Raw genomic sequence first — 24,561 nt, 5'->3', positions numbered from 1 at the left:
CCTTAACCTTTAATTAAATTCGACTTTAGTCTCTTCCAAATACTCTTTTAAAATCATTTGATTGATTGATTTAATCGTTTGCACATCCAACGGCAATTTCTGTTCCATCTTAAACCGTTTAATCACCGACGGCATCATCTGATTTTCAAAGAAACTCACATTCTCCAAAATCTGCGACAAATTCAACACCTTTTCATCCGCATCCGCTTTCACCCCAGTTAACGCTTCATGAATTTTTGCTTGCTCTCTACTCATCTCAGACTTAGCCATCAAGCGTTTATGAATCCGTGCAAACTTCGCATCGCCTTGATACTTATTGCGTATCAATTCATTCTTGCGATTTAGCTCTTTGACCTTGACATAAATCCTATCAAGCAACGCCATATTCTCTCGCATTTCTACTTGTGACACTTCGCCCAAATTCTTTTTCTTAAAAATCCGCTCAAGCTCTTCACGTAACGCGATAAACTCTGGGTCGTCTTTATCAAAATTACTGAGTAGCCCTTCTCGAGTTTTACGCAAACTATCCTTCAAATCATCGGCAAGTTTTAGCTCCGCTTCGCTCACCTTTTTAAACTGAAACACAATGTCTTCAAGGGCTTGATTAAGTAAATTGGTCGTGTCGCCTTGTTGCAAAGACTCTTGCAGGTTTAGCATGGCAAGACGGTCATTGGTGTAGCGATACAACAAATTAAGCTTTTCAAAATCCAGACGCTTTAACACGTCATAATCACCTTGGAAACGTGCCACGTTATACAACTCACGCGCAAGACTTAATGCTTTATTTAACTCAAGGATAATTGCCTTATCATTGATTTGGCTAATTTCATCGCTAAACTGTTCAGCATTCTCGGTCGAATACTGAAATAACGCATTTTTGATGATGGTAATGTCTTGATTGATTTCTTCGCTGGTCTTAAATAACTGAGAATAGCCTTCAATATCGTCGCCTAGCTCACCTTGTAACTCATCAAAATAGGCTTTATTGGTTTTATCAAACTCTTTGCTAATATCGGCAAAATCGACCACATAGCCAAAACGGAAATCTTTGTATGGGCGATTGACTCGCGTTAAAGCTTGCAATAGATTGTGGGCTTTAATCAAGCGACCAAGATACAGCTTTTTAAGCCTTGGGGCATCAAAGCCAGTGAGTAGCATATTGTACACAAATAGAATGTCTATTTTACCAGCTTTAAAGTCTTCAACCCAGTCTTTACGCTCCTCTTTTGTGCCGATATCGTGCAGGATAAGGGCAGATGATGTGGCATGACGGGGGATAAATCGCCTTGGCTCAGTTTGGTACTTTTCGACAAATAGCTGATGCATCAGCTTGGCTTGCTCCGAGCTGTCACAAATCACCATTGCCCCAATCGTATCATCTTGCATTGTGCCACGACTGGTCTCAAAGTCATTGATGATATAGTCAAGCATGGGTTCGACAAATTTTTTGTCACTGTAAATTGCTTTTCGGTCAATACTACCCTTTTCCACTTTGAGTTTTTTTAGGATTTCGTTTAGTTGGATTTGATAATTTGACTCAATTGCTTCACGCATCAGGCGAAGTGTATAGCCGTCTGCAATCGAAGCGTTATAATAGTATTTATGAATATAATTGCCAAAGGTCTCAGTGGTTTTGTGCTGTTTATTTTTTTGTTCAGCGGTATCGTCTTTTTTGCTAAAACTGCCAATTAACGGTGTACCTGTCAAACCAATTTTGATTGCCTGTCGGTCGGATTCTTCAAGGTTGGCAAGGAATGAGCCTTTCGGGTCATAACTACGGTGGACTTCATCCAAAAAATAAACCCGTTGGATATTCACATTATAGTCTGGTCGAGATGACATGGGGGTCATCTTTAAACTTATGGATATTGACCACAGTAATTTCAGGCTTGCCTGAATGGTTATGCAGCGCTTGGGTGGATTTGATATCCTTGCTAAAGGCTTCACGAGAACTAATCAAATGCACAATCAAACCACGAGCTTTGAATTCACGGTCGGCTTGTTGCAACAAGTCGAGCCTATCGACAATAAAATAAAACTTGGGAATCACCCCACGTTTGGCAAAGTAATCGGTTAAAAACTGCACATTGTAAAACGTTAAAGCAGTTTTGCCGCTCCCTTGTGTATGCCAAACCACACCCTTTTTGATACCGTTATCAAGCGTATGTTTGATAGCAAACGTAGCAAACATCTGCGGGTATCGCATGACGTGTTTTTGAATGGTTCCGCGGTCTTTTTTGACATACACCAATGCATAACGGAGCATAAAGGCTAACCGCTCCCGACTAAGTAGAGACGTACAAATACGATTAGTCGGGCGGTCTGGATGTTTGTTGCTTTGAAACTCTGGGCTGGTATAAATTGACGGGTTGTTGGTATCTTTTAAAACAAACTTTTCTTCTTCTTCGCTAATATCTTTTAACAACGTGGCGGTATTTTGCGGTTGCTCTTCACGAAAATAATTGAATTTAACTTCGCTGTATGACGTGGTGGCATAGAATGCCCCTGTGATTGGCTCTGGGTCGGCAATGTCATACTCCATGTTATTAGAAAAAATCATTAACTGGGTGATATTTACAAAGCCTCTAAAATTTGGATTGGCAAATCGCGTATTGATACGTTTACGCTCCGCTATGACACCGTCTCGGTTATTGGGTTTTTTCACTTCAATAAACACCAGTGGCATACCATTAACCAGTAAGGTAATGTCTGGTCGAAACTCCTCATCACCCCCTGCGGTTTGAGTGATACAGGGTAGCTCTGTGACGACATGAAAGCTATTATTATTGAAGTTAGTAAAATCAATGAGCTTAGTGCCAGACTGGTTTTGCAGTCGCTCAAAAAAAACTTGCCCTAAATCATTATTTTTTAGCTCAAGCTTGATATCGGTGAGCAAGCGATTAATATCATCGTCTTTTAGGCTTGGGTTAATTCGTTTAAGTGATTTAACAAAAATGGGGACTAAAATGTTACATTCCCCATCAAAATCGTCCTTGTATTCCTTAATCGAAAGATACTCATAACCTAGTCGCATGAGATGTAGGATAGTGGGGATTTTTACACGAGTATCTTCGGTTTGACGGTTCATTGTTCTATTCTTATTCAATAAAATGGTTTTGCAAATTTATTTTGGGAATCGAACTACTATACAAAATTTGTGCAATTAAACCAAATAAAAAAATAAAGCCATTAAAACATGGCTTTATTTATGCTCTCAGTCATGCAGACCGACTAGCAATTTTTTGATGAATCCATTCCGCTACTTCACTAGCCACCCACGCGACCCGCACTTGAGAAAGCTGTACCTTTTTTGGGAAAGTTGGGTCGTAGTGATCAGACTTTTCATCAATCATTCGATAGATTGTTGCTCGGCTGAGACCTGTGCATTTAATAACATCTTGAATTGAGATAAGTTGTGGCATCACGATTGTTGCTAAGGTTGGCTGATTAAGATTAATTGTTTCCATGATTCGTTCCTGCAATGATACGAAAGGGAAATTCCTTTCATATCAATTCGCTGTCTCATATTTTTTTACGTCATCTCATATCAGCTCACCTTTCGCACACTCTGCCGAAGCCCCTCTTCAATCGAATGCCATTGCCCATTGGATGAATCAGTTGTTTGGAGAATCCCATCATTATCCACATCGGCATTGTAAAACTCCTCCACAATTGCTAACCCTTCATCGCTATCGACTTCAAACGCTGAATTGGCGTAGCCTAGCTTAGCCACTTCCTCTAACGCCTGCTGATTAAAGCCTGACTGTAGTTGCTGTGCATGAATCGCCTGAGCATTTTCCACCGCATCCTTTAAGCTCACATTATCCTGTAAGGTCAAATCCACGTAATAAATGGGCGTGCGATAACTTTGCGTCGTACTTTTGCCACGAATGGTTAGCTGTAGCGGTAAGTTTGACAGTAAGCCACCTGACACGGCATTAAAGTAGCTGAGCCGCGCCATCAGTGTTCTGATTGAATTGTAGCCCGTGGTACGAAAGATAAATGAGCCTAACTCATCGACATCATCTAAGTTGGCGTATAAACGTCCAAATACCTTACAGTTACCGTTTTGCCCGATTGGGCACAGCTCTGGACTCGGGCAAGGCAATTGCTCAACGCCGTTTTGGGTACGTCGTTGGCACAGCTCACCATTACCCACACAGATAGGTCTGCCTGTTTGTCGGTCAAACAGCGTATATTCCGCTCGAAGGTTTAACTCAGGGGTGTTAAATAGCATGCGTACAGGGATTTGACGAAGTTTGCCACTGGCGATGTTCTGACGTAGCTTGTCATCGATGGGATGCTTTATCCAACCGTCTTTGCCTTGCACTTGGCTTGTGATAGTGAATTGGTCATCCTTTTCAGGTAAACGCTTACCATTTTTTTCTACAACTTTACCAATGGTAATTCTGCCTAAAATAGGCGGTGTGATGGTTAACCCTTTAATCATGGTATTGCTCCTTTCATAGTTGATTGACTAAATTTTTTAAGACAAATAAAAAGCCCATGCTTGACTGACAAACATGGGTGATGTTGTGAGTTGATTGTTGGATGGATTTGTTTAAGCGTTATTGGTGCTCACTAAAAATCGGCGACTGCCTGTTCGTACCTGTGGGTATTGCTCTAAAAGGTCAGGCTTATCTTTAAGCAGTGCTTTGGTGTCTAGGCTCACACTGTCTTTGGCTTTCTTCCAACTAATCGAGCCAAGACTAAATACCGCTTTTTCGGCATCTTTAATGTGCATTTGTATCCGTTGTTTTAGGGTTTCATAGTTTTCCTCATGTACCTCCATTAAGTTCTTTTCAGCCAAGAGCTGACCAAATAGCTGATTCATGTCGGTGTTTTGGCTAAAGTCGAGGGTTTTATCCGCAGTGGATTTAGCGTATAACTGGGTAATCGCTTTAGCCGATGATTCCGAGCCATCAGTCGGTGGGGCAATGTCGTTTTGCACATAGTCCCAAAACCGACGTTCTTGTTTAATCAGCTGTTCGATGAGAATGTCATCACGCTTAATTTCATACACCCGTGATTCATGACCGCAAATCAGCACACAGACATGTGCCAATTGTTTGCCTGTGACTGCTAATTGATGCTGGACTTGGCAAGTGACATACAAGGGTACACCGTTCTTCCAAAGCTTGGCTCCATGCTCACCTGCGGTTTTGATTTCTAGTACACCAATTTCAGACTTGTTAACCGCATAGTCCAAATTGGCAAGCATAAAGCTTTTATCAGCATCGGGATGTTGAAGCACGGCATTGACACGACGTACTTTATTGCCTGTCTTAGCGGTATAAAACTTAGCGACCAGTGGTTCTAGCTCTTTACCCCAATACAAGGGGGAATAGGCATTTTCCATGAGTCCATCAGATAAATCGGGATTCATGCGACCTGTTTTGATTAGCCACAACTCAAGCATCGACATATAGGGGTTTAATCCACAAGCGGCTGCGGCATCGCTACCCCCAATGCCTGTATTACGTACCGCTAACCAATCGGCATGAGATAGGTCTTTGGTGTTCACTAGACGTTTAGCTGACTTGAGTTTAAGTCCTGCTGGACGTACCGTATTGGTGTCGTTTGTTGTGGTTGGGATTACTAAATCATTCATGGGTTATCTCCTTAGATTAATTGAATGAATAAATGAAATTTAGGGCATAAAAAAACCACGCTCATTAGCGTGGTTGGTTGTACTGTGATTGGATAAATTGGTTTAAGTAACTGATTTTAGGCAACTGATTTTAAGCAATAAGCCGCATCGCTTCTTCCAAGCCTTTTTGCTTTAAGTTTGCCCCTGTACCAAACCAAGCAGAGTCTAGGCGGTGGTCTGTGGACATGGCTCTGCGTTCATGGTCAACAAACTCGGTAACCGCACATAGCAAACCGTATGCGGTATCACGGGCGGAGTCTAAATCAGCACCACGACCCTGTCCGTTAAACATGGTCATAATTTGGTTCATCGCTTTAGCATTAGGCACTGCCTTTTGGGTTTTCTTATTGGTGGGGAACATAATTAAAGTATCGTCTACATCGTTAAACAAGCGGTTCAAGTAATTGGTGGCTTCTGCCTGTGTTACCCGCCGTTCGGTTAATTGCTTCATTTGGTACATATGCTCATTCCATTGGTTAATGGAAATCCCCAATTGGTTTTTCACCTTTGCCGCATCAAACACGGTTGAGTGTGGTACTTTAACTACACTACCGCTTTTATCAGCTAAGCTAATAGCTAGGGTGTTATTACACACCACACGGATAGACGTAAATTGCGCAGTAGTCGCAAGCGTACCATCACAGGCGGTAGCAAGTAAGATATAGCCATTACTGACATCTTTACCCTTTAACGCAGTGGATTGTCCCGTTTTCGCCAATGCCCAGAACTTACGACCGCCTTTTAATACCCCAGCCGTTTCTAGCTCAAAGTCAGCCTGCTCAGTTAAATCCCGATAGAACTCTAGGATTTCACTTGGCTGTACTTCTTGGTAGCGTTGGCTAACGACTGAGAGCGGTTCTAGCGTATCTGAGCGATACAGTACTTTGTTGTCACTAAACGGCATAATAAGCTGACCGCCTGCGGCATGTTGGGCGTAATAGCTGACATCCGATGATTCGATACGCCAGTTCATACCCGCTTGCTCTGCCCAGACTTCGATGGGTTGATTGGGTGAGAGTTTATTACCTAAGCCATGCCAAGGTTCATCACCAACGTATGCCATTGTTTGTACTTCGTGTGCCATGTTAGTTCTCCTTAAGATAAGTTGATTGAATAAATTTAGTTTGATTGTACTAAGCTGGTTGGACGAGTTGTGTCCAAATCAGCCTGATGTGGTTTGGGATTGTCAACGTCAAAGACTTTGTTGCAGTTACGACAATAGTAGCTATAACAGTTAAGCGGTTTATGGTTAAGGTTGGCTAGACCAATGCCAATGAGTGTACCAATGACCATGCCTAGGCTTGGTGGTATAGCGACTTGTTTACAGACAGTTGCACCTACGCTTGCTAATACGGCAGGTGACAGCAACGTCGGTTCTAGTGATTGTGGGAAGTTAAGGCTTGCCGTGGTGACTGGCAATACGGCACTGCTATAGCAGTTGGGGCATAGGGTTTTCATTGTGTTTCTCCTTTGATGATTTTTAGGGCATAAAAAAGGCTTACCGAAGTAAGCCTTGTGATACAGCCAATGACTGAGATTGGCTTGGTCAAGGAGATGGTATGTATTTGAAAATGTTTTGTTTTTACTATGATTTCTCATAATTTCTTGAAGTAACACAAGAAGTCCCTAGCCGTTTAGTAAATGGTAGGTCTATATATGGTCGTAATCTATCGTAACTATCTTTTTCAAAGCGCTCGAATATATCGCTAATGACTGTACTCAGTGCAAACTTACAAGTATCTTTTGATACAGGAAATTGCGATAACCAACGTGCGTAATGCTTTGTTTCATGCTGATGATACTGTCCTAAACCATCAGTAATTTATTGCCACATAGCGATAAGTCTCTCGCTTATATCATCCGCTTCATCATCATTTAGACTATAGCAAATTAATAACTTTAGCATGTATTCGTGCTGACTATCTGATACTACTTGCCATACAAAGCCATTAACGGGCTCGAAACCGTAATTCCTTTCATCTAAATACATCATCAAAGAGTTAAGATTATTGCTAAATTTTATCAAATCGACTTGACTGTGAGCAGACACTGGATAATAAAAGTCTAACTCAGCAAAATGCGAATTTGGCTGTTGGAATACTAAATTTGCTAGGTGTTTAGTACTTTGAGAGTAAAAGTCAATATCCGCAGCGACTAGTTTGGCATTTAGTCGGTTAACAATGGGTCTACAGGCTTTAATTTGCTCGATAAATTTTACTGCCTCTTCTTCAGTCCATACATGATAAATACTATTGTTATCGCCTAAGATATTTGCTACTGCCGCCAAGTAAGATTCAAGGGTAGACTCATATGTAAACAGCTCTTGCTGATGAACTTCCCAAAAGCTTTGATGATACTGGTTCAATAATTTGGTGACTTTGGTAACGTCTTGATTGTCGAGTGATGCTACATAGCAAATCCTAGAAATATCTTGCAATGTTTGAATATCGGCTAAATTAAATTGTCTCATTGGTTATTCTCCGTTAGGTTGATGTACAAACGGTTGTCTGTACATAACCTAAGGAAGGTCGGTATTTTTTTATTGTTATATTGATTTAATCCCACGTCGCCATGACACGTTAAACTGTCCCTTACCAAAGGTACGCATATTTGGCAATTTGATAACTGGGTGTTGACTAATTTTCTCTGGCTCAACCAAATAGCTTGCTACTCGAATAGCATTTCGTACTTCTAGTGGGTTATCTCGATGAATCATACCAATGCCTAGTAACTGACGTTGCTGATAGAATGTCTTATAGTCAGGATTATTGCAGTTGTAATAATTGCCAAGATTATCCGTAATGGATATCCATTTCTTACCTACCTCTTGACCAATAAACCCATCATTTTGACGTTTAGACCCGTCATATATCAAGAGTAAGTGACAATGTAGACTCTTATCAATCCCTTGCTCTAATGCCCAAGCATATCCTTGCAGGTTTTCAAAGCAGGTCTGCTTATTAGATATCAATTCACGTAGCTTGCTAATATGTTCGTAAAAATCATCCAACGTTACATTCTCTAGACTATCGACAAGGTAGCTTAAATCGACACGCACAAATAACAGCCGTGAATAGTGATTGATTAACTGACTCACATACTCAACTAATTGACGTTGATTGTCCATTTCTTGAGATCGCTGTAAAGTAATACTCGTTATCACTCTTTCTCGATAGCCATTGAGCATAGTCAAAAATTGATAGGCTAACTGCTCATTCCAAATCACTTCATTAGGCAGAAATTCACCTACGACTGCCTTGCTTGAGCCAAGAAATGCTTTGATACTTTCGCTAAAATCATAATCATCATCGTATGCAAGACAGAAGGGTAAATAGTATTGATTTAGATGATTAGCTACCCAGTTAGGGGTAGCTTGATAGTTTATTAATACTCTGATAAAACTGTCTATTTCATGAAAAATATTAATATTTGATAAATTAACCGATGACATCTTTACTAACTCCTTTTGTTATTCACATAACAAAAAGTTAAGTTAGTATTTTTTTATGCCCTATTTCATGACTACATATTCTGTTGGTTAATTAAACAGCATGACCTTATTACCTCTAATAATATATATATCCCATCAACAAATGTTCTAATAGCAAAATTCAATTAGCTTTATTTCAATTAAAAGTTTTTTATATCCATTAGAAATAAACTACAACTTGCACACATTTCAGCAATGAGGATTAATGAAATTTCCGAATTTTAGAAAATGAAGTTACCCACTTTCACTCAATTAATTTTTTACATTATCTAGTGTTATGTTAATTAAACTTCCATATGTTAGTTTTCATAAGATAATTACTTAACTTTTACCATAATAATTTATTAAATAATTATCCATTATTACAGATATTAGCAATATTCTAATTATTAAAATTTCATAATTATATTATTTGATAAAGATTACTATAAATTTAATAAATTTATTGAAAAATTAACAGTGTTATCATTATAATTAACCTTAACATAGCGATAATTCTGAATTATTATACGATATTTTTAATTAAATTTTATGAAAATCTAACGTAAATTTTATTTAATGCACGACGAATTCTCATAAAAATTGCTCTATCATTATATGATAAAAATATAAAAATATCGTTAAAATTGAAACATTATTATTTATTTTTACTTAAATAATATTTAAATTAATAGGGCTCTATTATGTCTATTTTATTAAATTATTTTAAACAATTAAATAATCGAAAAATTGTTTACACTTTATATCTTTTAAAACTTATCAATCCTCAAATAATAATCCAAGCTGATCAAGAATATTTAATATCAAAATTAAAGGAACTAAATTTAAATAGTGATGAACTAGAGACAATTAAAAACACGATAGATAATTTTTTGATTAATGATGAAATAGTTTATGGAGATGGCAGTTTATCCTATAAAATATTCTGCTCACTTATGTTTTTAAAATTTTACTGCCCTTATACTCATATAGTAAAAGAAATTAAAAACTACCACAAATCCACATAAAGTAGAAGAATAGCTTATCGATATCATCAAGTCGCCAATCTTGTCTTAACCTTTTAACCCAAGCCCAAATATGTTCAATAGGATTGAGGTCAGGACTGTAAGGCGGCAACCAAAGAATTGTATGACCTGCTTGCTCGATAAGATTTTTAATATCTTCTCGAATGTGAAATCTAGCGTTATCCATTACAATCAAGCTATGTGGTGACAATGCAGGTAATAACAGATTTTTTATCCAATGATAAAAGACATCAGCGTTAATATTAAAATCGTATAGCCCTACAGCAAACAGCTGATTACCATGAATAGCCCCAATCGCATTGGTGGTACTTTTTAGCTGCCAGTTGTAGCTATCAAAGCATTTTTGCCCCCTTGGTGCATAAGCATAAGGGCGATAGCTACTAGTTTTAAAGCCACATTCATCAAGGTAGATAATAGGTCGGTTACTGCTTTGATAGTCTGCCAGTTGCTGGATGAATGTCTGGCGTTTTATTTCATCTGCCTGTGGGTGTTTAAGTATCTTTTTTTTGAGTGATTTTAAGCCGCTTTAAGGCTATCCCAATCGCTCTTTGAGTGCAGTTGAAACGTACGGCTCGCTCTCGTTGATAGCTGTCAGGGTATTTTTCGACATCTTGCTTGAGTAAAGCCATGTCGATTTTGCCTTTACGAGTTTTAACCACTTTGCGTTCTGGTTGTTTTTTCCAGTTTTGTAAAGTGCGTGTGCTGATATTAAATTCTTGGGCAAGGCTACGAATGCTTCTTCCTGCTTCGTGCTTGTCCAGTATCATTTGTCGGTAGTCGGTTGAGTATGCCATTTTGTTATTGTAGCACTTCTAGATTTCTTTAACTATAGCATTCCTAGAAATCCTTTAATAAATTTTTTTGATGATATAGTTTTAAGTAATGATGTTTGTTTTTTTATTAATCAAATCCAACCAGTAAGTAATACATCTCATTTATCTTTGCACAATAATAATCCTCAAAACTTAAGCATATACCAAAGCTTTGCGTCGCCTAACCCATCAGGAAATTCAGAAGTCATACAAGGACAACAACCTCCATTTCAACCTGTACATCCATACCCATATCAACCTATACAACAGCCTCCATTTCAACCTGTACATCCATACCCATATCAACCTATACAACAATTTCCATATGAACCTGTACAACAACCTCCATATCAACCTGTACAACAATTTCCATATGAACCTGTACAACAATTTCCATATGAACCCGTACAACAACCTCCATATCAACCTGTACAACAATTTCCATATGAAACTGTACGACAACCATCTCCACTCATATTTAATGTTGAAGGAGTTAAGGGAATGCCAGAAAATAGATTTACGGCTATATATAATGAACTGAAACAATACACTCAATTAAACTCAAAAATAAGCATGTATACGAATACAAGGCAAAGCTATATATCTACAAGAAATATACTAAGTTATTTTGATTGGTTTAAATCGAGTAATGAATCACAATTGATTTGGGCTCTTGAATATTTGGATAAGATGAAAATACCAGTATATCCAAGGTTATTTTTGCCTAATAGTAATCAAGAAATATATGATGCAATAGTCGTAAGTATTACATTTATGGGTTTTGAAAACGCTATGACTTTTTCGAGAATTAATGTCGAAAACTTTATTAAGAAAATGCGACAAGCTTGGTATCAGAAAAGGTATCGTGATAATAAGGATGGTGAATCAGCATTACAATACTTGTTATCGAAGAGTTATCTAAAGAAGCTTGATAAACTCTCTGAAATATATGGTGTGCCGCCTTTAGAAGTGTTACAGTCTTTAATAGCTCAAGAGTACGATAAAAGGTAAGGAAAGATATATCCTTTAGGGAGATTAGATTAAATTAAACATTTCATTCAATGTACACTGACATGTACATCAATTGATTCTAATAATATTTTTTATGATATAAATCAAATGTTTAGTTCATAGAAATGGTGCGCTCGGCGGGACTCGAACCCACGCCACAGGCTTCGGAGACCTGTACTCTATCCAGTTGAGCTACGAACGCTTTGATTGGCATTGAAAAAAAGCAGTGGGCTATTTTAGCAAACTTTTCGTGTAATAAGCAAATCCTCAAAATTACTGCCAAAAACTGCTCGGCAAAGTTGATAGCACATGTCAAATAAGCATAGCTTTTTCAGATAATTTTCCCTTATAATAGTATGGAAAATAAATCTATGTAACATTTATCGCATCAATATTGCACCAACGGATACAATCGAGCAATCTAATGGCTAATGTTGTCCGTTTTAAAAGTATTACGATAATTTAATTCACCTGTTTGAGAGAACGTGACGAATGAAAAAAGTAGTGATGTTATCAGCGGTTACTATGCTAAGTCTTGCGGGTATCGCTGTCAGCCAAGCTGAGGATAAAGCCAGTGCCCCCGCAGCGGCATCAGCTACCGCTAGCGCTTCAAGTACCGCGACAGCCTCAAGTACTGCCACTGCTTCAGCCCCTGCATCCTCTGCTGCTCCCGCAAAAAAGGAAGCAGAAAAAGCACCTGAAGACCCACCTCAAGTTGCAAAATTGGTTGCATTATACCCAAATCTAATCGCACGTATTGCCCCCCAAGGTAAAGTTTGTTTTGAAGGTAAAGAGTGTGATATCACTATTGCCGCTGCATTGGGTGCCGCTGATCCAGATAAACCACGTGAAGGCAAAGTAATTTATGAAGGTGTTTGCCATACTTGTCATACTGCAGGTCTGTTAGGTGCACCAAAATTTGGTGATAAAGGCGCTTGGGGTCCCCGTATCGCTAAAGGTACCGCTACCCTTCACCAACACGCGCTACAAGGCTTTAATGCCATGCCAGCCAAAGGCGGTAACGCTGATTTGCTAGATGTGGAAGTGACCAATGCGGTTGATTATATGGTGTCTCAATCCAAATAGTCATTTTTAGTCCAGATGAAGCCTATCAACTGATAGGCTTTTTTAATTGTATCATTGATATAATTTAACTTAACTTAGTGCATTCAAATCTTTAAACTGTCCAACCCATCCCCATTAAGGTCTCACCTTTAACCAGAACCTGCATTGCTATGGCAAACTTTGACACTACCATCCCTGCTCTAAAAATCACCCAGCTTACCAAAACCTACCCAAATGGTTTTGCCGCACTCAAAGGCATTGATTTGACTGTACCCCAAGGTGGATTTTTTGCCCTACTCGGTCCCAATGGTGCGGGTAAATCCACCACCATTGGTATTATCAGCTCGCTATTTAAACCCACCTCAGGCTCGGTAGAAATTTTTGGGGTAGATTTGCTTAAACAGCCTGCCAAAGCCAAGCAGTTTTTAGGCGTGGTGCCGCAAGAATTTAACTTTATGCAGTTTGAAAAAGTCGAAGATATTTTGATTGCCCAAGCGGGCTATTTCGGTATACCTACCAAGGAAGCTCGCCCGCGTGCCGAAAAACTCCTTAAAGCATTGGGTCTTTGGGAAAAACGCGATGACAAAGCGCGTATGCTCTCTGGCGGTATGAAACGCCGTTTGATGATTGCGCGTGCTTTAATGCACCGTCCCAAACTGCTGATTTTGGATGAGCCGACTGCAGGGGTAGATATTGAACTGCGCCGCTCGATGTGGGATTTTATGCAGCAAATTAATACGGAAGAAGGCACGACCATTATTTTAACCACCCATTATTTAGAAGAAGCTGAGCAGCTGTGTAAAAACATTGCTATCCTTGACCAGGGTGAAATTCGTATCAATACCGATATGAAAAGTTTGCTTACCAGTCTTGATGTGGAAAGCTTTGTGTTTGATTTGGCGCAACCTTATCCCGCACGCATTGCGTTAACCAATGTGGTAAAAACCAAGCAGCCAGACCCGTTGACCCTTGAAGTCACGCTCAAAAAAGGCGATAGTTTAAATGATGTCTTTGCCCAGTTAACTGCTCAAAATATTCAGGTAGCGAGTATGCGTAACAAAGCCAATCGCCTTGAAGAGTTGTTTTTAGGGATTGTTGAAAATAATTTGACTGAAAAATTGGAGAATTAACATGGATTTTCAGCACCAGTTGGTTGCATTTAACACCTTGTTAGTCAAAGAAATCCGCCGAATTCTTCGCATTTGGCCGCAAACGCTGTTGCCCCCTGCCATCACCATGAGTTTGTATTTTATCATCTTTGGTAAAATGATTGGCGCGCGCGTTGGCGATATGGGCGGTGTTTCCTACATGCAGTTTATTGTGCCTGGCTTGATTATGATGTCGGTGATTACCAATAGCTACTCCAATGTGGTATCGAGTTTTTTTGCCACCAAGTTTCATGGTAATATCGAAGAAATGCTGGTCAGTCCGATTTCTAAACATACCATTTTACTGGGCTTTATCGCGGGCGGTTTGTTTCGGGGGTTGACCATTGGCGCGATTGTGACGATGCTCGCGTTGTTTTTTACTCAGTTATCACTGGTACACGCGTTTGTCACGATTTTTACTGTGGTGATGACCTCGGCATTGTTTTCGCTGGGCGGTATGATTAATGCGGTATTTGCGCGCTCGTTTGATGATATTTCCATCGTACCCAGTTTTGTGTTGACACCCTTGACGTATTTGGGCGGCGTGTTTTATTCACTTAAAGATTTATCGGGATTTTGGCAAAACATATCGCTACTAAACCCCATTGTTTATATGGTCAATGCTTTTCGCTATGGTATTTTGGGTCATTCAGATGTCAACGTATGGTCATCTTTGGTGGCGATTGGGATTTTTACCGCGATATTTTATGGCATTGCGTATTATCTTTTAGCAGATGGCTCACGCGTTCGTTTATAACTTAGATAACTTAGTTAAATTAAAAAAATATGAAACCACTTGAAACTCACGGTATTTTGGGTCAATCCACCAGCTATCCAAAAACCTACGCCCCCGATATACTCTACCCCATTCCGCGCGCATTAGGACGGGCAAAGCTGGCGCTGCCTACTGACGCCTTGAGTATCGGCATGGACTGGTGGCAGGTTTTTGAAATGTCTTGGCTTAACTTACACGGCATATCACAGGTGGCAATGGCGCGCCTTGCCATCCCTGCCACCTCAGACTACATTGTCGAATCAAAATCGCTCAAACTTTATTTTAATAGCCTAAATTTCACTGAATTTGACAATCAACAAGCTGTTAAAGCAGCGGTGGAAAAAGACTTATCGGCTTGTCTAAAAACCGATGTGACGCTTGAGATTTTTGAGGTAAACATCGCAAATAGCTTACCTATCAGCGCGCCACAGGGTGATTGCATTGATAACGCGTTGGATAGTAGCGATAAAAAAATCGCCATTGTCAGTGATGTCAATCCTTCAAGTTTGACCGTTGCCCATCAAGGCGCCTCTGATAGCCAGTTACAAATTTTGCATTCGCATCTGCTGCGTTCAAACTGCCCTGTCACCAATCAGCCAGATTGGGGAACACTGGAGATTCAGATAGATAGCCAACCGATTGACCAAGCAGGACTGCTTGAGTATATTTTGAGCTTTCGTCAGCATAATGGCTTTCATGAACAATGCGTGGAGCAGATTTTTAGTGATTTAACCCAAGCCTTTGCGCCAAAAACGCTCATGGTACGCGCATGGTACACACGCCGTGGCGGGATTGATATCAATCCTTGTCGGGTGAGTGATATCAGTTTGTTGCCGCCACCGTCACGGCTTAACCGTCAGTAATATTCACTAATAATAATCGCCCGTCAGCTATTCGCATTTTTATCAAAAAAAGCGTATGCTATGTTTTTTCAAAATTTTTCTGCCGCCAACTATATCTAACCGTTGACGGCAAGCAATACCCAGAAGGATTACCGCATGCAAGCAGTCGGTCAACTCATGCTCGATATTGAAGGCACAGCGCTTAGCCTAGCAGATGAAGCACTGCTACGCCAACCGGAAGTTGGCGGCGTGATTTTGTTTGGGCGCAATGTAGAAAGCCCTGAGCAAGTGCGCGAACTGACCGATAGTATGCGTGCCATCAAGCCCAATATTTTAATTGCGGTTGACCAAGAAGGTGGACGTGTCGCACGCTTACGCGCCGGTTTTTCGCCGCTACCTGCGATGGGTAAACTCGGTGAAAGGTTTGAGCATGACCCTATCACTGCGCTTGATCTCGCTTATTGCGCAGGCTATTTGATGGCAAGCGAAGTCTTAGCGGTTGGGATTGATTTTAGTTTTGCGCCTGTACTCGATATCAATGGGGTGAGCCGCGTGATTGGTGATCGCGCGTTTCACGCCCATCCGATTGCAATTACCGCCTTATCTGCTGAATTCATGCGCGGCATGAAGCTTGCCGGCATGGCAACCACGGGCAAGCATTTTCCTGGTCACGGCTCAGTTGCCCCTGATTCTCATGTGGATGATGCCACCGATGAGCGCAGTTATGATGAGATTCGCCAATACGATATGCAGCCATTTATTCGCAACAAGCCGCTACTGGATGCACTCATGCCCGCTCATGTGGTATTTAGCACAGTTGATAACAAACCTGCAGGGTTTTCATCGATTTGGCTGCAACAGATTATTCGTGGCAAGCTAGGATTTAATGGGGTATTGTTCTCCGATGACCTGTCGATGAAAGCGGCACATGTTGCAGGTGATGCAGGTGACCGTATTGCGGCTGCTTTAATAGCAGGTTGCGACATGGGATTATTGTGTAATGACCGCCCTGCCGCGTTGGTCGCGCTTGAGCGTTTGCAAAAAGAGCCGACACTGCTCAATACCACCAGCCAACATCGGTTATCTACCATGAAAGGTAATATCAAAGGCTGGCGGGGCTCACTGGCCGACTCAGCCAAAGACTGGTCACATTGGCAAAGTAGTCAGCGTAAGGTGCTAGAAAATTTCTTTGCATGAATTTGCTTAAAACAAGAAAATTTGAAACGAGCAACTTTAAAAACAAATTCGAAAAAAAGCACCTTTTAAAAAAGCAACGCGGCAACGTTGCTTTTTTTATGGCTACTTTTTCATAGCTATTTTTTTAGCTATATTTTGATTCATCAATTGACATAGCGTAATTGGCCAATCATTTTTTGCAAATGCTCACTACTTAACTGACTCCAAATGTTATAAAAACAGCCATTGTTCAGCACTATATAAGCCAGCATTTTACCCTGTGGGTTATTGCCCTCTCGCCCAAGCGTCACATAACTGCCATCGGCATAGTTTTTACGATATGCCCAGCCCTGATACAAGTCATGCTTAGATGTGGTACCTGCATTCGCTACGCCGTAAGCACTGCGCAAAGGCCTGCCTTTAAAATTCTTTAAGTCATACGCCACCGCAAAGCCACCTGAAAAATTGGCAGCGCGTGATTGCGCAGTTTTGACATTGACTGATGAATGACTGGCAATGGCTAAAATTGGACAATATTTATAATCAGATTGTCGCCATTGCTGTTGATAAATTGGGCTAACTTGGCTACTTTTGAGTGACGCATGCGACTGCCAAGGTGATTTTGGCAGCCTAGTAGCCGCTTGGGCAGTATTGACAACTATGCAGCCAATTATCGCAACACAGGTCATAGCAAGTTGATAAAACATCGTTGTACTTCGTATCATATTACGGGCCTCACGCGATTTTATTTTAGGTTTGTTATCAGGTAAAGTTACGCTATTGGCAATTTATACCAAACCCATAAAATATAGTATTATAGCTATATGAAAGAATCAAACCCAAAATACCGCCTAGATGATTATGACTTTGGCGAACTGGCCAAGACTGAAAGTAACGCCAGAGCCAGAACACGCCTTTACATCCTCCACCAATATCGCATTGGCAAACACAGCTTTGAGATTGCAGAAAATCTAAGCATCAACATTGAGACTGTACGACGTACTCGTAGACGCTACCAAGCATCAGGGCTTGATAGCCTCTATGACAAACCAAGAAGCGGCAGAAACAGCAAATTGGCTGCCAAGCACATTGAAAGCTTTAAACAACTGATTATTGACAGCCAAGCAAAACGGGGTGGCGGCAGACTGACAGGACAAGACATCCAAAAGCTTGCTTACGAGCATTTCCAAGCAAGCTATAGCGTCAATGGCATCTACGAACTACTGGCTCGAATTGGTATGAGTTGGATAAGTGCCAGAAGCCAGCATCCGCAGGCTGACATTAACACCCAAGAAGCCTTTAAAAAAACTTCATAGAACAGGTAACTGCCATACTGCCCGAAGATACTAAGCTAAGCGATGTTGACATCTGGTTTCAAGATGAAACCCGCATTGGCCAGCAAGGTTCAATCACCCGAATATGGCATTACCGTGGTAAAAGACCCAGAGTAGTCCGTCAACAGCAGTTTATCTCGACTTACCTTTATGGGGCAGTATGTCCTTCCACAGGTCAAAGTGTGGGACTCATCATGCCTTATGCTAATGGCGAGTGTATGAAGCGGCATTTACAAGCAATCAGCCAAACGATACCCAAAGGTCGCCATGCGGTTGTGGTGATGGATGGGGCGGTATGGCATAAAGAGCGCTATAATTTACCAAACCTGACTATCTTGAAGCTACCGCCTTATTCGCCTGAATTAAATCCGATTGAACAGGTTTGGCAGTATATTAAGCAACACTGGCTATCAAATCGCTGTTTTGATAGTTATGAAGCTATTGTAGATGCCGCTTGTCAGGCTTGGTGTAACTTTGCTAAACAGGTGGCTACAGTTAAGTCGCTCACTGCTCGTCATTGGGCAGTGGTTTAATTATTGGGTTTGGTATTACCTTTACCAGCTTATCTTTTAGTACACTCTATGACCCTAGTATATAAAATAGATAATGGTTCATCATAAAAAGATGTGGCAAAACCGTTGTTTTTGTATAACAAATTTGCAAATGAAAGAAATAAATCAGGCATAAAAAACCCCTAATTCAATGAATTAGGGGCTTTTTTAGAATATGGGGCGAATGATGGGACTCGAACCCACGACAACCGAGATCACAACCCGGGGCTCTACCAACTGAGCTACATCCGCCATAAGGTAGGTTTTACAGACTAGCAAAATGCGCGCCTGACAGGATTCGAACCTGTGACCACCCACTTAGAAGGCGGGTGCTCTATCCAACTGAGCTACAGGCGCATAAAAAAAGCCTGCTCGGCTCTTGATTCATCTTTTCAACTTGGGTAAGTGTAAAAGATAAATGGTCGGAGTGAAAGGATTCGAACCTTCGACCCCCTGGTCCCAAACCAGGTGCACTACCAAGCTGTGCTACACTCCGATTGCCTAACTAGGCTTTAATTGTTACTTCAACACCTTAACAATGGTAAGCTTAAAGGCTATCATCGCTAAGTGGTGCGTATATTAAAGCAAGTTAGTTAGGCTGTCAACGACTTTTTTCAATATTTTAAAAACAGATTATGGTTGTTGATGCCTATTTTTTGAGCGTGGCGCCAAACGCGAGCATTCGATCTAGGGGTTTTTTAGCTTGTTCGATTAGCTGCGCATCAACAAAAATCTCGTGCGGTACGGCATCAGGCGTGCCTACTTTCTCCAGTGCATGGATGATTTGGTCTAAATCATTCATCGCCATCCACGGGCAGTGCGCACATGAACGACAGGTTGCACCTTCCCCACGCGTTGGCGCTTCGATAAACACCTTATCTGGTGCCGCTTGCTGCATTTTATAAAAAATACCGCGATCCGTGGCGACGATGAACATCTTGTGCGGCATGTTTTGCGCCGCTTTAATCAGCTGACTGGTGCTACCGACGGCATCTGCCATTTGGGTCATCTCAATCGGTGATTCTGGGTGTACCAATACGGCGGCATCGGGGTACATCTCTTTCATGGTTTTTAGGCTGCGGCTACGGAACTCTTCATGCACGATACAAGCGCCATCCCACAGCAGCATATCTGCGCCCACTTTTTGCTGGATATAACGCCCCAAATGCTGGTCAGGTGCCCAAATGATTTTTTCACCTTGGCTGTCTAGATGGTCAATGAGCTCAACCGCGATACTCGATGTCACCACCCAATCTGCCCGCGCTTTAACAGCTGCTGAGGTGTTGGCATACACCACCACAGTACGGTCAGGATGCTGGTCACAAAACGCGTTAAAGTCTTCAATCGGACAACCCAAATCTAGTGAGCAAGTGGCTTCTAGCGTTGGCATTAATACCGTTTTTGCAGGGCTTAGGATTTTGGCGGTCTCACCCATGAATTTGACGCCTGCAACAATCAGTACATCAGCATCACTATCACGCCCAAACCGCGCCATCTCTAAACTATCCGACACGATACCGCCTGTGGCTTCGGCAATTGCTTGGATTTTTGGGTCGGTATAATAGTGAGCAATTAACGTGGCATTATGCTGTTTTAACAAATCGGCAATGCGCTGTTTTTTTTCTGCAAATTCGGCATCGTCAATCTGAATATCTTGGGGTATACCGAGTTTATCGAGATGTTGTTTGACAAGGTCTTTGGCAGACACTGCTACCAGTTGCTCATCATTCGCTAATAGAGGATTGGCTAGATGGGTAGTTGCTTGTGGCGTACTTGATTGTTGCATGAAAAACTCCTTCTCATGAGATGACTTACCCATGTCTATCACAGGTAAGTAGCAATTCATTGATTCTCCTGCTGTTACTATAGCAAACTTTTTTGCGCAAGGTGAATCAATTGCGACTAGTAAATGATATAAGGGTAATTTGGCTAAATTAAATACTTACACCCATTAAAATCTTATTAAGGCTCAATCATGACGCTTTTGCTTTTACCAAACGTTTTAACAACGCGCGCTCGCTATAGCCGATTAAGCCAATATAGACCAGTAATAAGGTATTGGATAACCAAAAATTCATTTGAAAAGCACTGACGATTATCACGCTAAACAGCATCAGCGTGCCCAAAAAGAAAACGATTTTTTTGGTTTGGTAAGGTATCGGATAAAAATGCTGTCCAAGCGCGTACGATACTATCATCATGAGGAAGTAAACAAAAAGCGTCACCCACGCCGACACCATAAAGCCATATTGTTTTAAAAACAGCATATGGAGCAAAATAGTCAGTCCCGCCCCAAGCCACGAGATGGCTGAGCCAATCCCAGTACGGTCAGTTACCTTATACCAAGTTGATAGGTTGTAATAAATCCCAAAACATAGGTTCGCAATGACGATAATCGGCACGATATTAATCGCTGTCCAATAACTGGGATCGGTGATAAATAACCGTTTGAGCCATGAAATATTGGCAATAATCCCAAGCGCCACCACCGATGCAAATAAAGCAAAGTACTCCGTCATCATGGCATAAGTATGTTTGGCATTGGCGTGGTGCATTTGTTTGAATAAAAACGGCTCAATCCCCATCCGATACGCGGTCACAAACAAAGTCATTAACACCGCCAATTTGTAGCAGCCACCGTATGCCCCCGCATCGCCTTTATCAATCATATAATATTGAATGATTTTATCGAAGTTTTCATTCACCATAAACGCCAAACCTGCCAGCATAACCGGATAAGAATAACGAATCATACGTTTGAACAAGGCTTTATCAAAATGTAAGCGTACTTTTTTGATAATTGGAAACAGCATCATAAAAGTGGCGAGGCTGGCAACTAAATTGGCAAAAAACGGATACGCCACTTGCTCGGTCAAGCCGAAACTTTTGGCAGCCTCAATAGGCACAAAGCGAAATAGCGCAATAACCACCACCGTCTGTATCAAAATCGACACCACCCGCACCACCGAATACTTCACAGGCTGGTTGTGATAACGTAGCCAAGCAAACGGAATGGTACAAATCGCATCAAAAAACGCAATCCAAGCAAACCAACGCAAAAATTCAGGATGATTGCCATAATCCATCAGAATTGATAGCGGATTGCTAAACAGCAACACCATGACCAAAAAACCGCCTGCTAACATGGCAATAAACCAAAACGCCGTGCTAAACACATTTTTTTCGGCGGCGCCTGTTTTATCCTCTCCTGAAAAGCGAAAATAAGATGTTTCAAAACCAAAAGTGAGCACAATATTGATAAAAGCAATCCAGGCATATAGGCTGATAAAAATAGCAAAGGCTTCTTTATCGATGTAATTGATATACAACGGATTGAGTAAAAAGGTAATGACACGGGGTAAAATCGCACCGATACCATAGATAATGGTTTCACCTAACAGTCGTTTGATATTCACAGGCTATCCAAAGTTAATGTCGCTTGATGGGTTTTAAGGTTGGCTAATAATAGGCTTTTGGCGTTGTAGTGCTAATAAGGCATGTTGCACTTCTTCCACTTTTTTCTCGGTCAATAAATTGCTGATATTAATCCAAATCCAGTGAAAGCCATACCCACCGTCCTGCATTTCAATTTTGGCATGTTCAATCGTCCAGTTTTGTACCAAAATGCGATACATAGCAATAGTAATACCCGTGCGATCTGAGCCATGATAACAATGCACGAGCACCTTGTCGCCACGCGCTTGGTGCCACAAAATATCATACAAAATTTCAGCAAGTTGCTGCGGCTTGATTGCCCAAGTCATCAATGGGTGATTGATAAAGGTCAGCGGTAAATTGGCTAAATTTTCTTCGTTATCATCGCGATCAAAAAATCGTAAATTGATAAGTGTATTGATGCCGTATTGCTGGATAATACCGATATCATCGGGCGTCAGCTGCTCACTACGAAACAGCTGCTCATCGATTTGATAAAGATTGGCATGTTGACACCGTAATTTTGCCCAAGTAGCGGGACGAAAATGCTGTGCAAATGGCATGTCATTGACCTAGTAGTATGATGAATTTATGCGACATAATAGCCCAAAGTGGACAAAAACGCACCGAAATTTACCTGTAAAAAAACCCAATCAATATTGGGTTTTTTTGGCGTAATTAACAGCAATTCTTAGCTAGAAAAGGTTTATGCTTAAACATCTAGGTAATCTAGGATACCTTTAGCGGCCTCACGACCTTCCCAAATCGCGGTTACCACCAAGTCTGAACCCCGAACCATATCGCCACCTGCGAAGATTTTTGGATTCTTAGTTTGGTACTTATAGGTTTGTAATTCAGGCGCAATCACCCGTCCACTATTATCCATTTCGATGCCTTGGGTGGTAAACCACTCAGCCGGGCTAGTACGGAAACCAAATGCCATAATCACCGCATCGGCTGGCAAGATTTCTTCTGAATTGGGAATAGGCTCTGGGCTGCGGCGACCACGGTTGTCAGGTTCGCCAAGTTTAGTGGTCACTACTTTAACACCGGTTACTTTACCGTTTAAACCGATAATTTCAATCGGCTGACGGTTAAATAAAAACTGCACGCCTTCTTCACGCGCGTTACGCACTTCACGGCGTGAGCCTGGCATATTCTCTTCATCACGGCGGTAGGCACAAGTCACAGAAGTTGCACCTTGGCGGATACTGGTACGGTTACAGTCCATCGCGGTATCACCACCGCCAAGGACGACCACTTTTTTGCCTTGTAAGTCGATGTACTCTTGTGGGTTCGTTTCCCAACCTTGGCAGCGGTTGACGTTTGCGATTAAAAAATCAAGCGCATCATACACGCCGGATAACTCTTCGCCGGCATAACCGCCACGCATATAGGTATAGGTACCCATACCCATAAACACCGCGTCATACTCAGAGAGTAACTCATCAATAGTGACATCTTTACCGATCTCGGTATTTAAACGAAATTCAATGCCCATGCTCTCGAAGACTTCGCGGCGGCGACGCATGACATTTTTTTCCATTTTAAATTCTGGAATACCAAAGGTCAGTAGTCCACCAATTTCAGGGCGTTTATCAAATACCACAGGTTTGACGCCATTACGGACCAATATGTCAGCACAGCCAAGACCGGCAGGACCTGCGCCAATCACCGCAACTTTTTTATCCGTCCAAGTCACACCGCTCATATCTGGACGCCAGCCTAGCGCAAACGCAGTATCGGTGATGTATTTTTCCACGTTCCCAATGGTGACTGCCCCAAAGCCGTCATTCAGAGTACAAGCCCCTTCACACAGACGGTCTTGAGGACATACTCGCCCACAGACTTCTGGCAACGTGTTGGTTTGGTGGCATAAATCTGCCGCTTGGAAAATATGACCTTCGGTAGCCAGTTTTAACCAGTTTGGAATGTAGTTGTGAACGGGACATTTCCATTCACAATAAGGGTTACCACATTCAAGACAGCGGTGCGCTTGGTCAGTTACCTTGTCTTGCTCAAAGGGATAGTAAATCTCAACAAACTCGTGAGTACGGGTATTAATGTCTTTTTTTGAAGGGTCGACACGTGCGACGTCTAAAAACTGAAAATCGTTGTGTAATCGTTTTGCCATGCCACAATGCTCCTAAGTGAGTGGTATCCAGCGATTCACTGTATACCGACCTGCTTGACAGCGAACTTTTAAAATTTAAGTTAAAGGTAGAGCGCTGGTCACGCGCTACCTTT

25 protein-coding genes and 4 tRNA genes are annotated in these 24,561 nt (G+C 41.4%); 9 read left to right on the top strand and 20 right to left on the bottom strand.

The features are described from left to right. Positions 1-9: 9 nt before the first annotated feature. The 9 genes from H9W84_RS12105 to H9W84_RS03225 all read right to left on the bottom strand — a co-directional run bounded on the left by H9W84_RS12105 (position 10) and on the right by H9W84_RS03225 (position 9,101). Positions 10-1,842, bottom strand: coding sequence for a type I restriction enzyme subunit R domain-containing protein (locus H9W84_RS12105; RefSeq protein ID WP_275579713.1), 1,833 nt, complete (start codon positions 1,840-1,842; stop codon positions 10-12). Further along, positions 1,820-3,088: a type I restriction endonuclease gene (locus H9W84_RS12100; protein ID WP_275579712.1), complete on the bottom strand. Its 1,269-nt coding sequence runs from the start codon at positions 3,086-3,088 to the stop codon at positions 1,820-1,822. The genes H9W84_RS12105 and H9W84_RS12100 overlap by 23 nt, the downstream gene beginning before the upstream one ends. A gap of 130 nt (positions 3,089-3,218) precedes the next feature. Continuing rightward, entirely contained in the window at positions 3,219-3,467 is a 249-nt protein-coding gene (locus H9W84_RS03255; protein WP_239741620.1) for a helix-turn-helix transcriptional regulator, read from the bottom strand. Between the two features lie 80 nt (positions 3,468-3,547). Continuing rightward, positions 3,548-4,450 (bottom strand): recombination directionality factor, encoded by a 903-nt coding sequence (locus H9W84_RS03250; RefSeq protein WP_239741619.1) that lies wholly within the window; start codon positions 4,448-4,450, stop codon positions 3,548-3,550. 111 nt (positions 4,451-4,561) lie between these two features. Next, positions 4,562-5,611, bottom strand: coding sequence for a YqaJ viral recombinase family nuclease (locus tag H9W84_RS03245; RefSeq protein ID WP_239741618.1), 1,050 nt, complete (start codon positions 5,609-5,611; stop codon positions 4,562-4,564). Positions 5,612-5,741: 130 nt separating this feature from the next. Next, a complete protein-coding gene (locus H9W84_RS03240; protein WP_239741617.1) occupies positions 5,742-6,734 on the bottom strand; it encodes a DUF932 domain-containing protein in 993 nt (330 codons plus the stop codon). A gap of 35 nt (positions 6,735-6,769) precedes the next feature. Next, entirely contained in the window at positions 6,770-7,108 is a 339-nt protein-coding gene (locus H9W84_RS03235; RefSeq protein ID WP_239741616.1) for a hypothetical protein, read from the bottom strand. Between the two features lie 364 nt (positions 7,109-7,472). Continuing rightward, the gene (locus tag H9W84_RS03230) at positions 7,473-8,120 is read right to left on the bottom strand and encodes a hypothetical protein (RefSeq protein ID WP_239741615.1); all 648 of its coding nucleotides are present in this window, start codon (positions 8,118-8,120) and stop codon (positions 7,473-7,475) included. A gap of 75 nt (positions 8,121-8,195) precedes the next feature. Continuing rightward, on the bottom strand, positions 8,196-9,101 hold the full coding sequence (locus H9W84_RS03225) for a YagK/YfjJ domain-containing protein (protein ID WP_239741614.1): 906 nt from the start codon (positions 9,099-9,101) through the stop codon (positions 8,196-8,198). 722 nt (positions 9,102-9,823) lie between these two features. On the opposite strand from H9W84_RS03225, the gene H9W84_RS03220 reads away from it, so the two are divergent. Beyond that, positions 9,824-10,147, top strand: a complete 324-nt coding sequence (locus H9W84_RS03220) for a hypothetical protein (RefSeq protein ID WP_239741613.1) — start codon at positions 9,824-9,826, stop codon at positions 10,145-10,147. Here H9W84_RS03220 and H9W84_RS03215 read toward each other — a convergent pair. Next, positions 10,122-10,619 carry an IS630 family transposase gene (locus H9W84_RS03215; protein WP_239743609.1) on the bottom strand — a complete coding sequence of 166 codons (498 nt, stop codon included), beginning with the start codon at positions 10,617-10,619 and terminating at the stop codon, positions 10,122-10,124. The two genes, H9W84_RS03220 and H9W84_RS03215, sit on opposite strands and share 26 nt — an antisense overlap. 37 nt (positions 10,620-10,656) lie before the next feature. Then, positions 10,657-10,959, bottom strand: a complete 303-nt coding sequence (locus tag H9W84_RS03210) for an IS630 transposase-related protein (RefSeq protein WP_065253243.1) — start codon at positions 10,957-10,959, stop codon at positions 10,657-10,659. A 519-nt stretch (positions 10,960-11,478) separates the two neighbouring features. On the opposite strand from H9W84_RS03210, the gene H9W84_RS03205 reads away from it, so the two are divergent. Further along, positions 11,479-11,988: a hypothetical protein gene (locus H9W84_RS03205; RefSeq protein ID WP_239741612.1), complete on the top strand. Its 510-nt coding sequence runs from the start codon at positions 11,479-11,481 to the stop codon at positions 11,986-11,988. A gap of 126 nt (positions 11,989-12,114) precedes the next feature. On the opposite strand, the gene H9W84_RS03200 is transcribed toward H9W84_RS03205, so the two are convergent. Then, positions 12,115-12,190, bottom strand: a tRNA-Arg gene (locus H9W84_RS03200). Between the two features lie 290 nt (positions 12,191-12,480). Between H9W84_RS03200 and H9W84_RS03195 the strand changes: the two genes are divergently transcribed. The 5 genes from H9W84_RS03195 (at position 12,481) to nagZ (ending at position 17,015) form a co-directional block, all read left to right on the top strand. Beyond that, positions 12,481-13,074: a c-type cytochrome gene (locus H9W84_RS03195; RefSeq protein ID WP_007116371.1), complete on the top strand. Its 594-nt coding sequence runs from the start codon at positions 12,481-12,483 to the stop codon at positions 13,072-13,074. Between the two features lie 149 nt (positions 13,075-13,223). Further along, positions 13,224-14,183, top strand: coding sequence for an ABC transporter ATP-binding protein (locus H9W84_RS03190; protein WP_050324016.1), 960 nt, complete (start codon positions 13,224-13,226; stop codon positions 14,181-14,183). Between the two features lies 1 nt (position 14,184). Next, positions 14,185-14,958, top strand: coding sequence for an ABC transporter permease (locus H9W84_RS03185; RefSeq protein ID WP_050324015.1), 774 nt, complete (start codon positions 14,185-14,187; stop codon positions 14,956-14,958). A 29-nt stretch (positions 14,959-14,987) separates the two neighbouring features. After that, the gene (gene queF / locus H9W84_RS03180; protein ID WP_239741611.1) at positions 14,988-15,839 is read left to right on the top strand and encodes an NADPH-dependent 7-cyano-7-deazaguanine reductase QueF; all 852 of its coding nucleotides are present in this window, start codon (positions 14,988-14,990) and stop codon (positions 15,837-15,839) included. Between the two features lie 135 nt (positions 15,840-15,974). After that, a complete protein-coding gene (nagZ, locus tag H9W84_RS03175) occupies positions 15,975-17,015 on the top strand; it encodes a beta-N-acetylhexosaminidase (protein WP_239741610.1) in 1,041 nt (346 codons plus the stop codon). Between the two features lie 143 nt (positions 17,016-17,158). Here the strand turns inward: nagZ and H9W84_RS03170 are convergent, their stop codons facing one another. Next, the gene (locus tag H9W84_RS03170) at positions 17,159-17,719 is read right to left on the bottom strand and encodes a hypothetical protein (protein WP_239741609.1); all 561 of its coding nucleotides are present in this window, start codon (positions 17,717-17,719) and stop codon (positions 17,159-17,161) included. 99 nt (positions 17,720-17,818) lie between these two features. Here H9W84_RS03170 and H9W84_RS03165 point away from each other — a divergent pair, with 99 nt between their 5' ends. Beyond that, positions 17,819-18,310, top strand: coding sequence for a winged helix-turn-helix domain-containing protein (locus H9W84_RS03165; protein WP_100274271.1), 492 nt, complete (start codon positions 17,819-17,821; stop codon positions 18,308-18,310). After that, the gene (locus H9W84_RS03160) at positions 18,307-18,861 is read left to right on the top strand and encodes an IS630 family transposase (RefSeq protein WP_100274270.1); all 555 of its coding nucleotides are present in this window, start codon (positions 18,307-18,309) and stop codon (positions 18,859-18,861) included. Before H9W84_RS03165 ends, H9W84_RS03160 begins: the two co-directional genes overlap by 4 nt. Positions 18,862-19,055: 194 nt before the next feature. On the opposite strand, the gene H9W84_RS03155 is transcribed toward H9W84_RS03160, so the two are convergent. The 7 genes from H9W84_RS03155 to H9W84_RS03125 all read right to left on the bottom strand — a co-directional run bounded on the left by H9W84_RS03155 (position 19,056) and on the right by H9W84_RS03125 (position 24,448). After that, positions 19,056-19,131: transfer RNA gene (locus H9W84_RS03155), tRNA-His, on the bottom strand. Between the two features lie 31 nt (positions 19,132-19,162). Further along, positions 19,163-19,236, bottom strand: a tRNA-Arg gene (locus H9W84_RS03150). Between the two features lie 62 nt (positions 19,237-19,298). Then, positions 19,299-19,375: transfer RNA gene (locus tag H9W84_RS03145), tRNA-Pro, on the bottom strand. A gap of 153 nt (positions 19,376-19,528) precedes the next feature. After that, complete coding sequence (nadA, locus tag H9W84_RS03140) at positions 19,529-20,665, bottom strand: quinolinate synthase NadA (protein ID WP_239741608.1); 1,137 nt, start codon at positions 20,663-20,665, stop codon at positions 19,529-19,531. A gap of 187 nt (positions 20,666-20,852) precedes the next feature. Further along, complete coding sequence (locus H9W84_RS03135) at positions 20,853-22,295, bottom strand: lipopolysaccharide biosynthesis protein (protein ID WP_179286577.1); 1,443 nt, start codon at positions 22,293-22,295, stop codon at positions 20,853-20,855. Between the two features lie 33 nt (positions 22,296-22,328). Then, positions 22,329-22,877 (bottom strand): tyrosine-protein phosphatase, encoded by a 549-nt coding sequence (locus tag H9W84_RS03130; protein ID WP_239741607.1) that lies wholly within the window; start codon positions 22,875-22,877, stop codon positions 22,329-22,331. 149 nt (positions 22,878-23,026) lie between these two features. Beyond that, positions 23,027-24,448: an FAD-dependent oxidoreductase gene (locus tag H9W84_RS03125; protein WP_201664564.1), complete on the bottom strand. Its 1,422-nt coding sequence runs from the start codon at positions 24,446-24,448 to the stop codon at positions 23,027-23,029. Positions 24,449-24,561 lie beyond the last annotated feature (113 nt).

The organism is Moraxella tetraodonis (assembly GCF_022359095.1).
GTDB classification, from domain to species: Bacteria; Pseudomonadota; Gammaproteobacteria; order Pseudomonadales; family Moraxellaceae; genus Faucicola; species Faucicola tetraodonis.
Note: the sequence above shows the minus strand (reverse complement) of the source record. Positions and strands in the feature narration are given on the sequence as shown.

Coding starts and splice junctions, on each gene's coding strand:
- H9W84_RS03205 (WP_239741612.1), top strand. CDS start 11,479: ATGCCAGAAAATAGATTTACGGCTATATATAATGAACTGAAACAATAC.
- H9W84_RS03125 (WP_201664564.1), bottom strand. CDS start 24,448: ATGGCAAAACGATTACACAACGATTTTCAGTTTTTAGACGTCGCACGT.
- H9W84_RS12105 (WP_275579713.1), bottom strand. CDS start 1,842: ATGTCATCTCGACCAGACTATAATGTGAATATCCAACGGGTTTATTTT.
- H9W84_RS03250 (WP_239741619.1), bottom strand. CDS start 4,450: ATGATTAAAGGGTTAACCATCACACCGCCTATTTTAGGCAGAATTACC.
- nagZ (WP_239741610.1), top strand. CDS start 15,975: ATGCAAGCAGTCGGTCAACTCATGCTCGATATTGAAGGCACAGCGCTT.
- H9W84_RS03185 (WP_050324015.1), top strand. CDS start 14,185: ATGGATTTTCAGCACCAGTTGGTTGCATTTAACACCTTGTTAGTCAAA.
- H9W84_RS03240 (WP_239741617.1), bottom strand. CDS start 6,734: ATGGCACACGAAGTACAAACAATGGCATACGTTGGTGATGAACCTTGG.
- H9W84_RS03245 (WP_239741618.1), bottom strand. CDS start 5,611: ATGAATGATTTAGTAATCCCAACCACAACAAACGACACCAATACGGTA.
- H9W84_RS12100 (WP_275579712.1), bottom strand. CDS start 3,088: ATGAACCGTCAAACCGAAGATACTCGTGTAAAAATCCCCACTATCCTA.
- H9W84_RS03170 (WP_239741609.1), bottom strand. CDS start 17,719: ATGATACGAAGTACAACGATGTTTTATCAACTTGCTATGACCTGTGTT.
- H9W84_RS03225 (WP_239741614.1), bottom strand. CDS start 9,101: ATGTCATCGGTTAATTTATCAAATATTAATATTTTTCATGAAATAGAC.
- H9W84_RS03220 (WP_239741613.1), top strand. CDS start 9,824: ATGTCTATTTTATTAAATTATTTTAAACAATTAAATAATCGAAAAATT.
- H9W84_RS03195 (WP_007116371.1), top strand. CDS start 12,481: ATGAAAAAAGTAGTGATGTTATCAGCGGTTACTATGCTAAGTCTTGCG.
- H9W84_RS03190 (WP_050324016.1), top strand. CDS start 13,224: ATGGCAAACTTTGACACTACCATCCCTGCTCTAAAAATCACCCAGCTT.
- H9W84_RS03255 (WP_239741620.1), bottom strand. CDS start 3,467: ATGGAAACAATTAATCTTAATCAGCCAACCTTAGCAACAATCGTGATG.
- H9W84_RS03235 (WP_239741616.1), bottom strand. CDS start 7,108: ATGAAAACCCTATGCCCCAACTGCTATAGCAGTGCCGTATTGCCAGTC.
- nadA (WP_239741608.1), bottom strand. CDS start 20,665: ATGCAACAATCAAGTACGCCACAAGCAACTACCCATCTAGCCAATCCT.
- H9W84_RS03230 (WP_239741615.1), bottom strand. CDS start 8,120: ATGAGACAATTTAATTTAGCCGATATTCAAACATTGCAAGATATTTCT.
- queF (WP_239741611.1), top strand. CDS start 14,988: ATGAAACCACTTGAAACTCACGGTATTTTGGGTCAATCCACCAGCTAT.
- H9W84_RS03165 (WP_100274271.1), top strand. CDS start 17,819: ATGAAAGAATCAAACCCAAAATACCGCCTAGATGATTATGACTTTGGC.
- H9W84_RS03210 (WP_065253243.1), bottom strand. CDS start 10,959: ATGGCATACTCAACCGACTACCGACAAATGATACTGGACAAGCACGAA.
- H9W84_RS03130 (WP_239741607.1), bottom strand. CDS start 22,877: ATGCCATTTGCACAGCATTTTCGTCCCGCTACTTGGGCAAAATTACGG.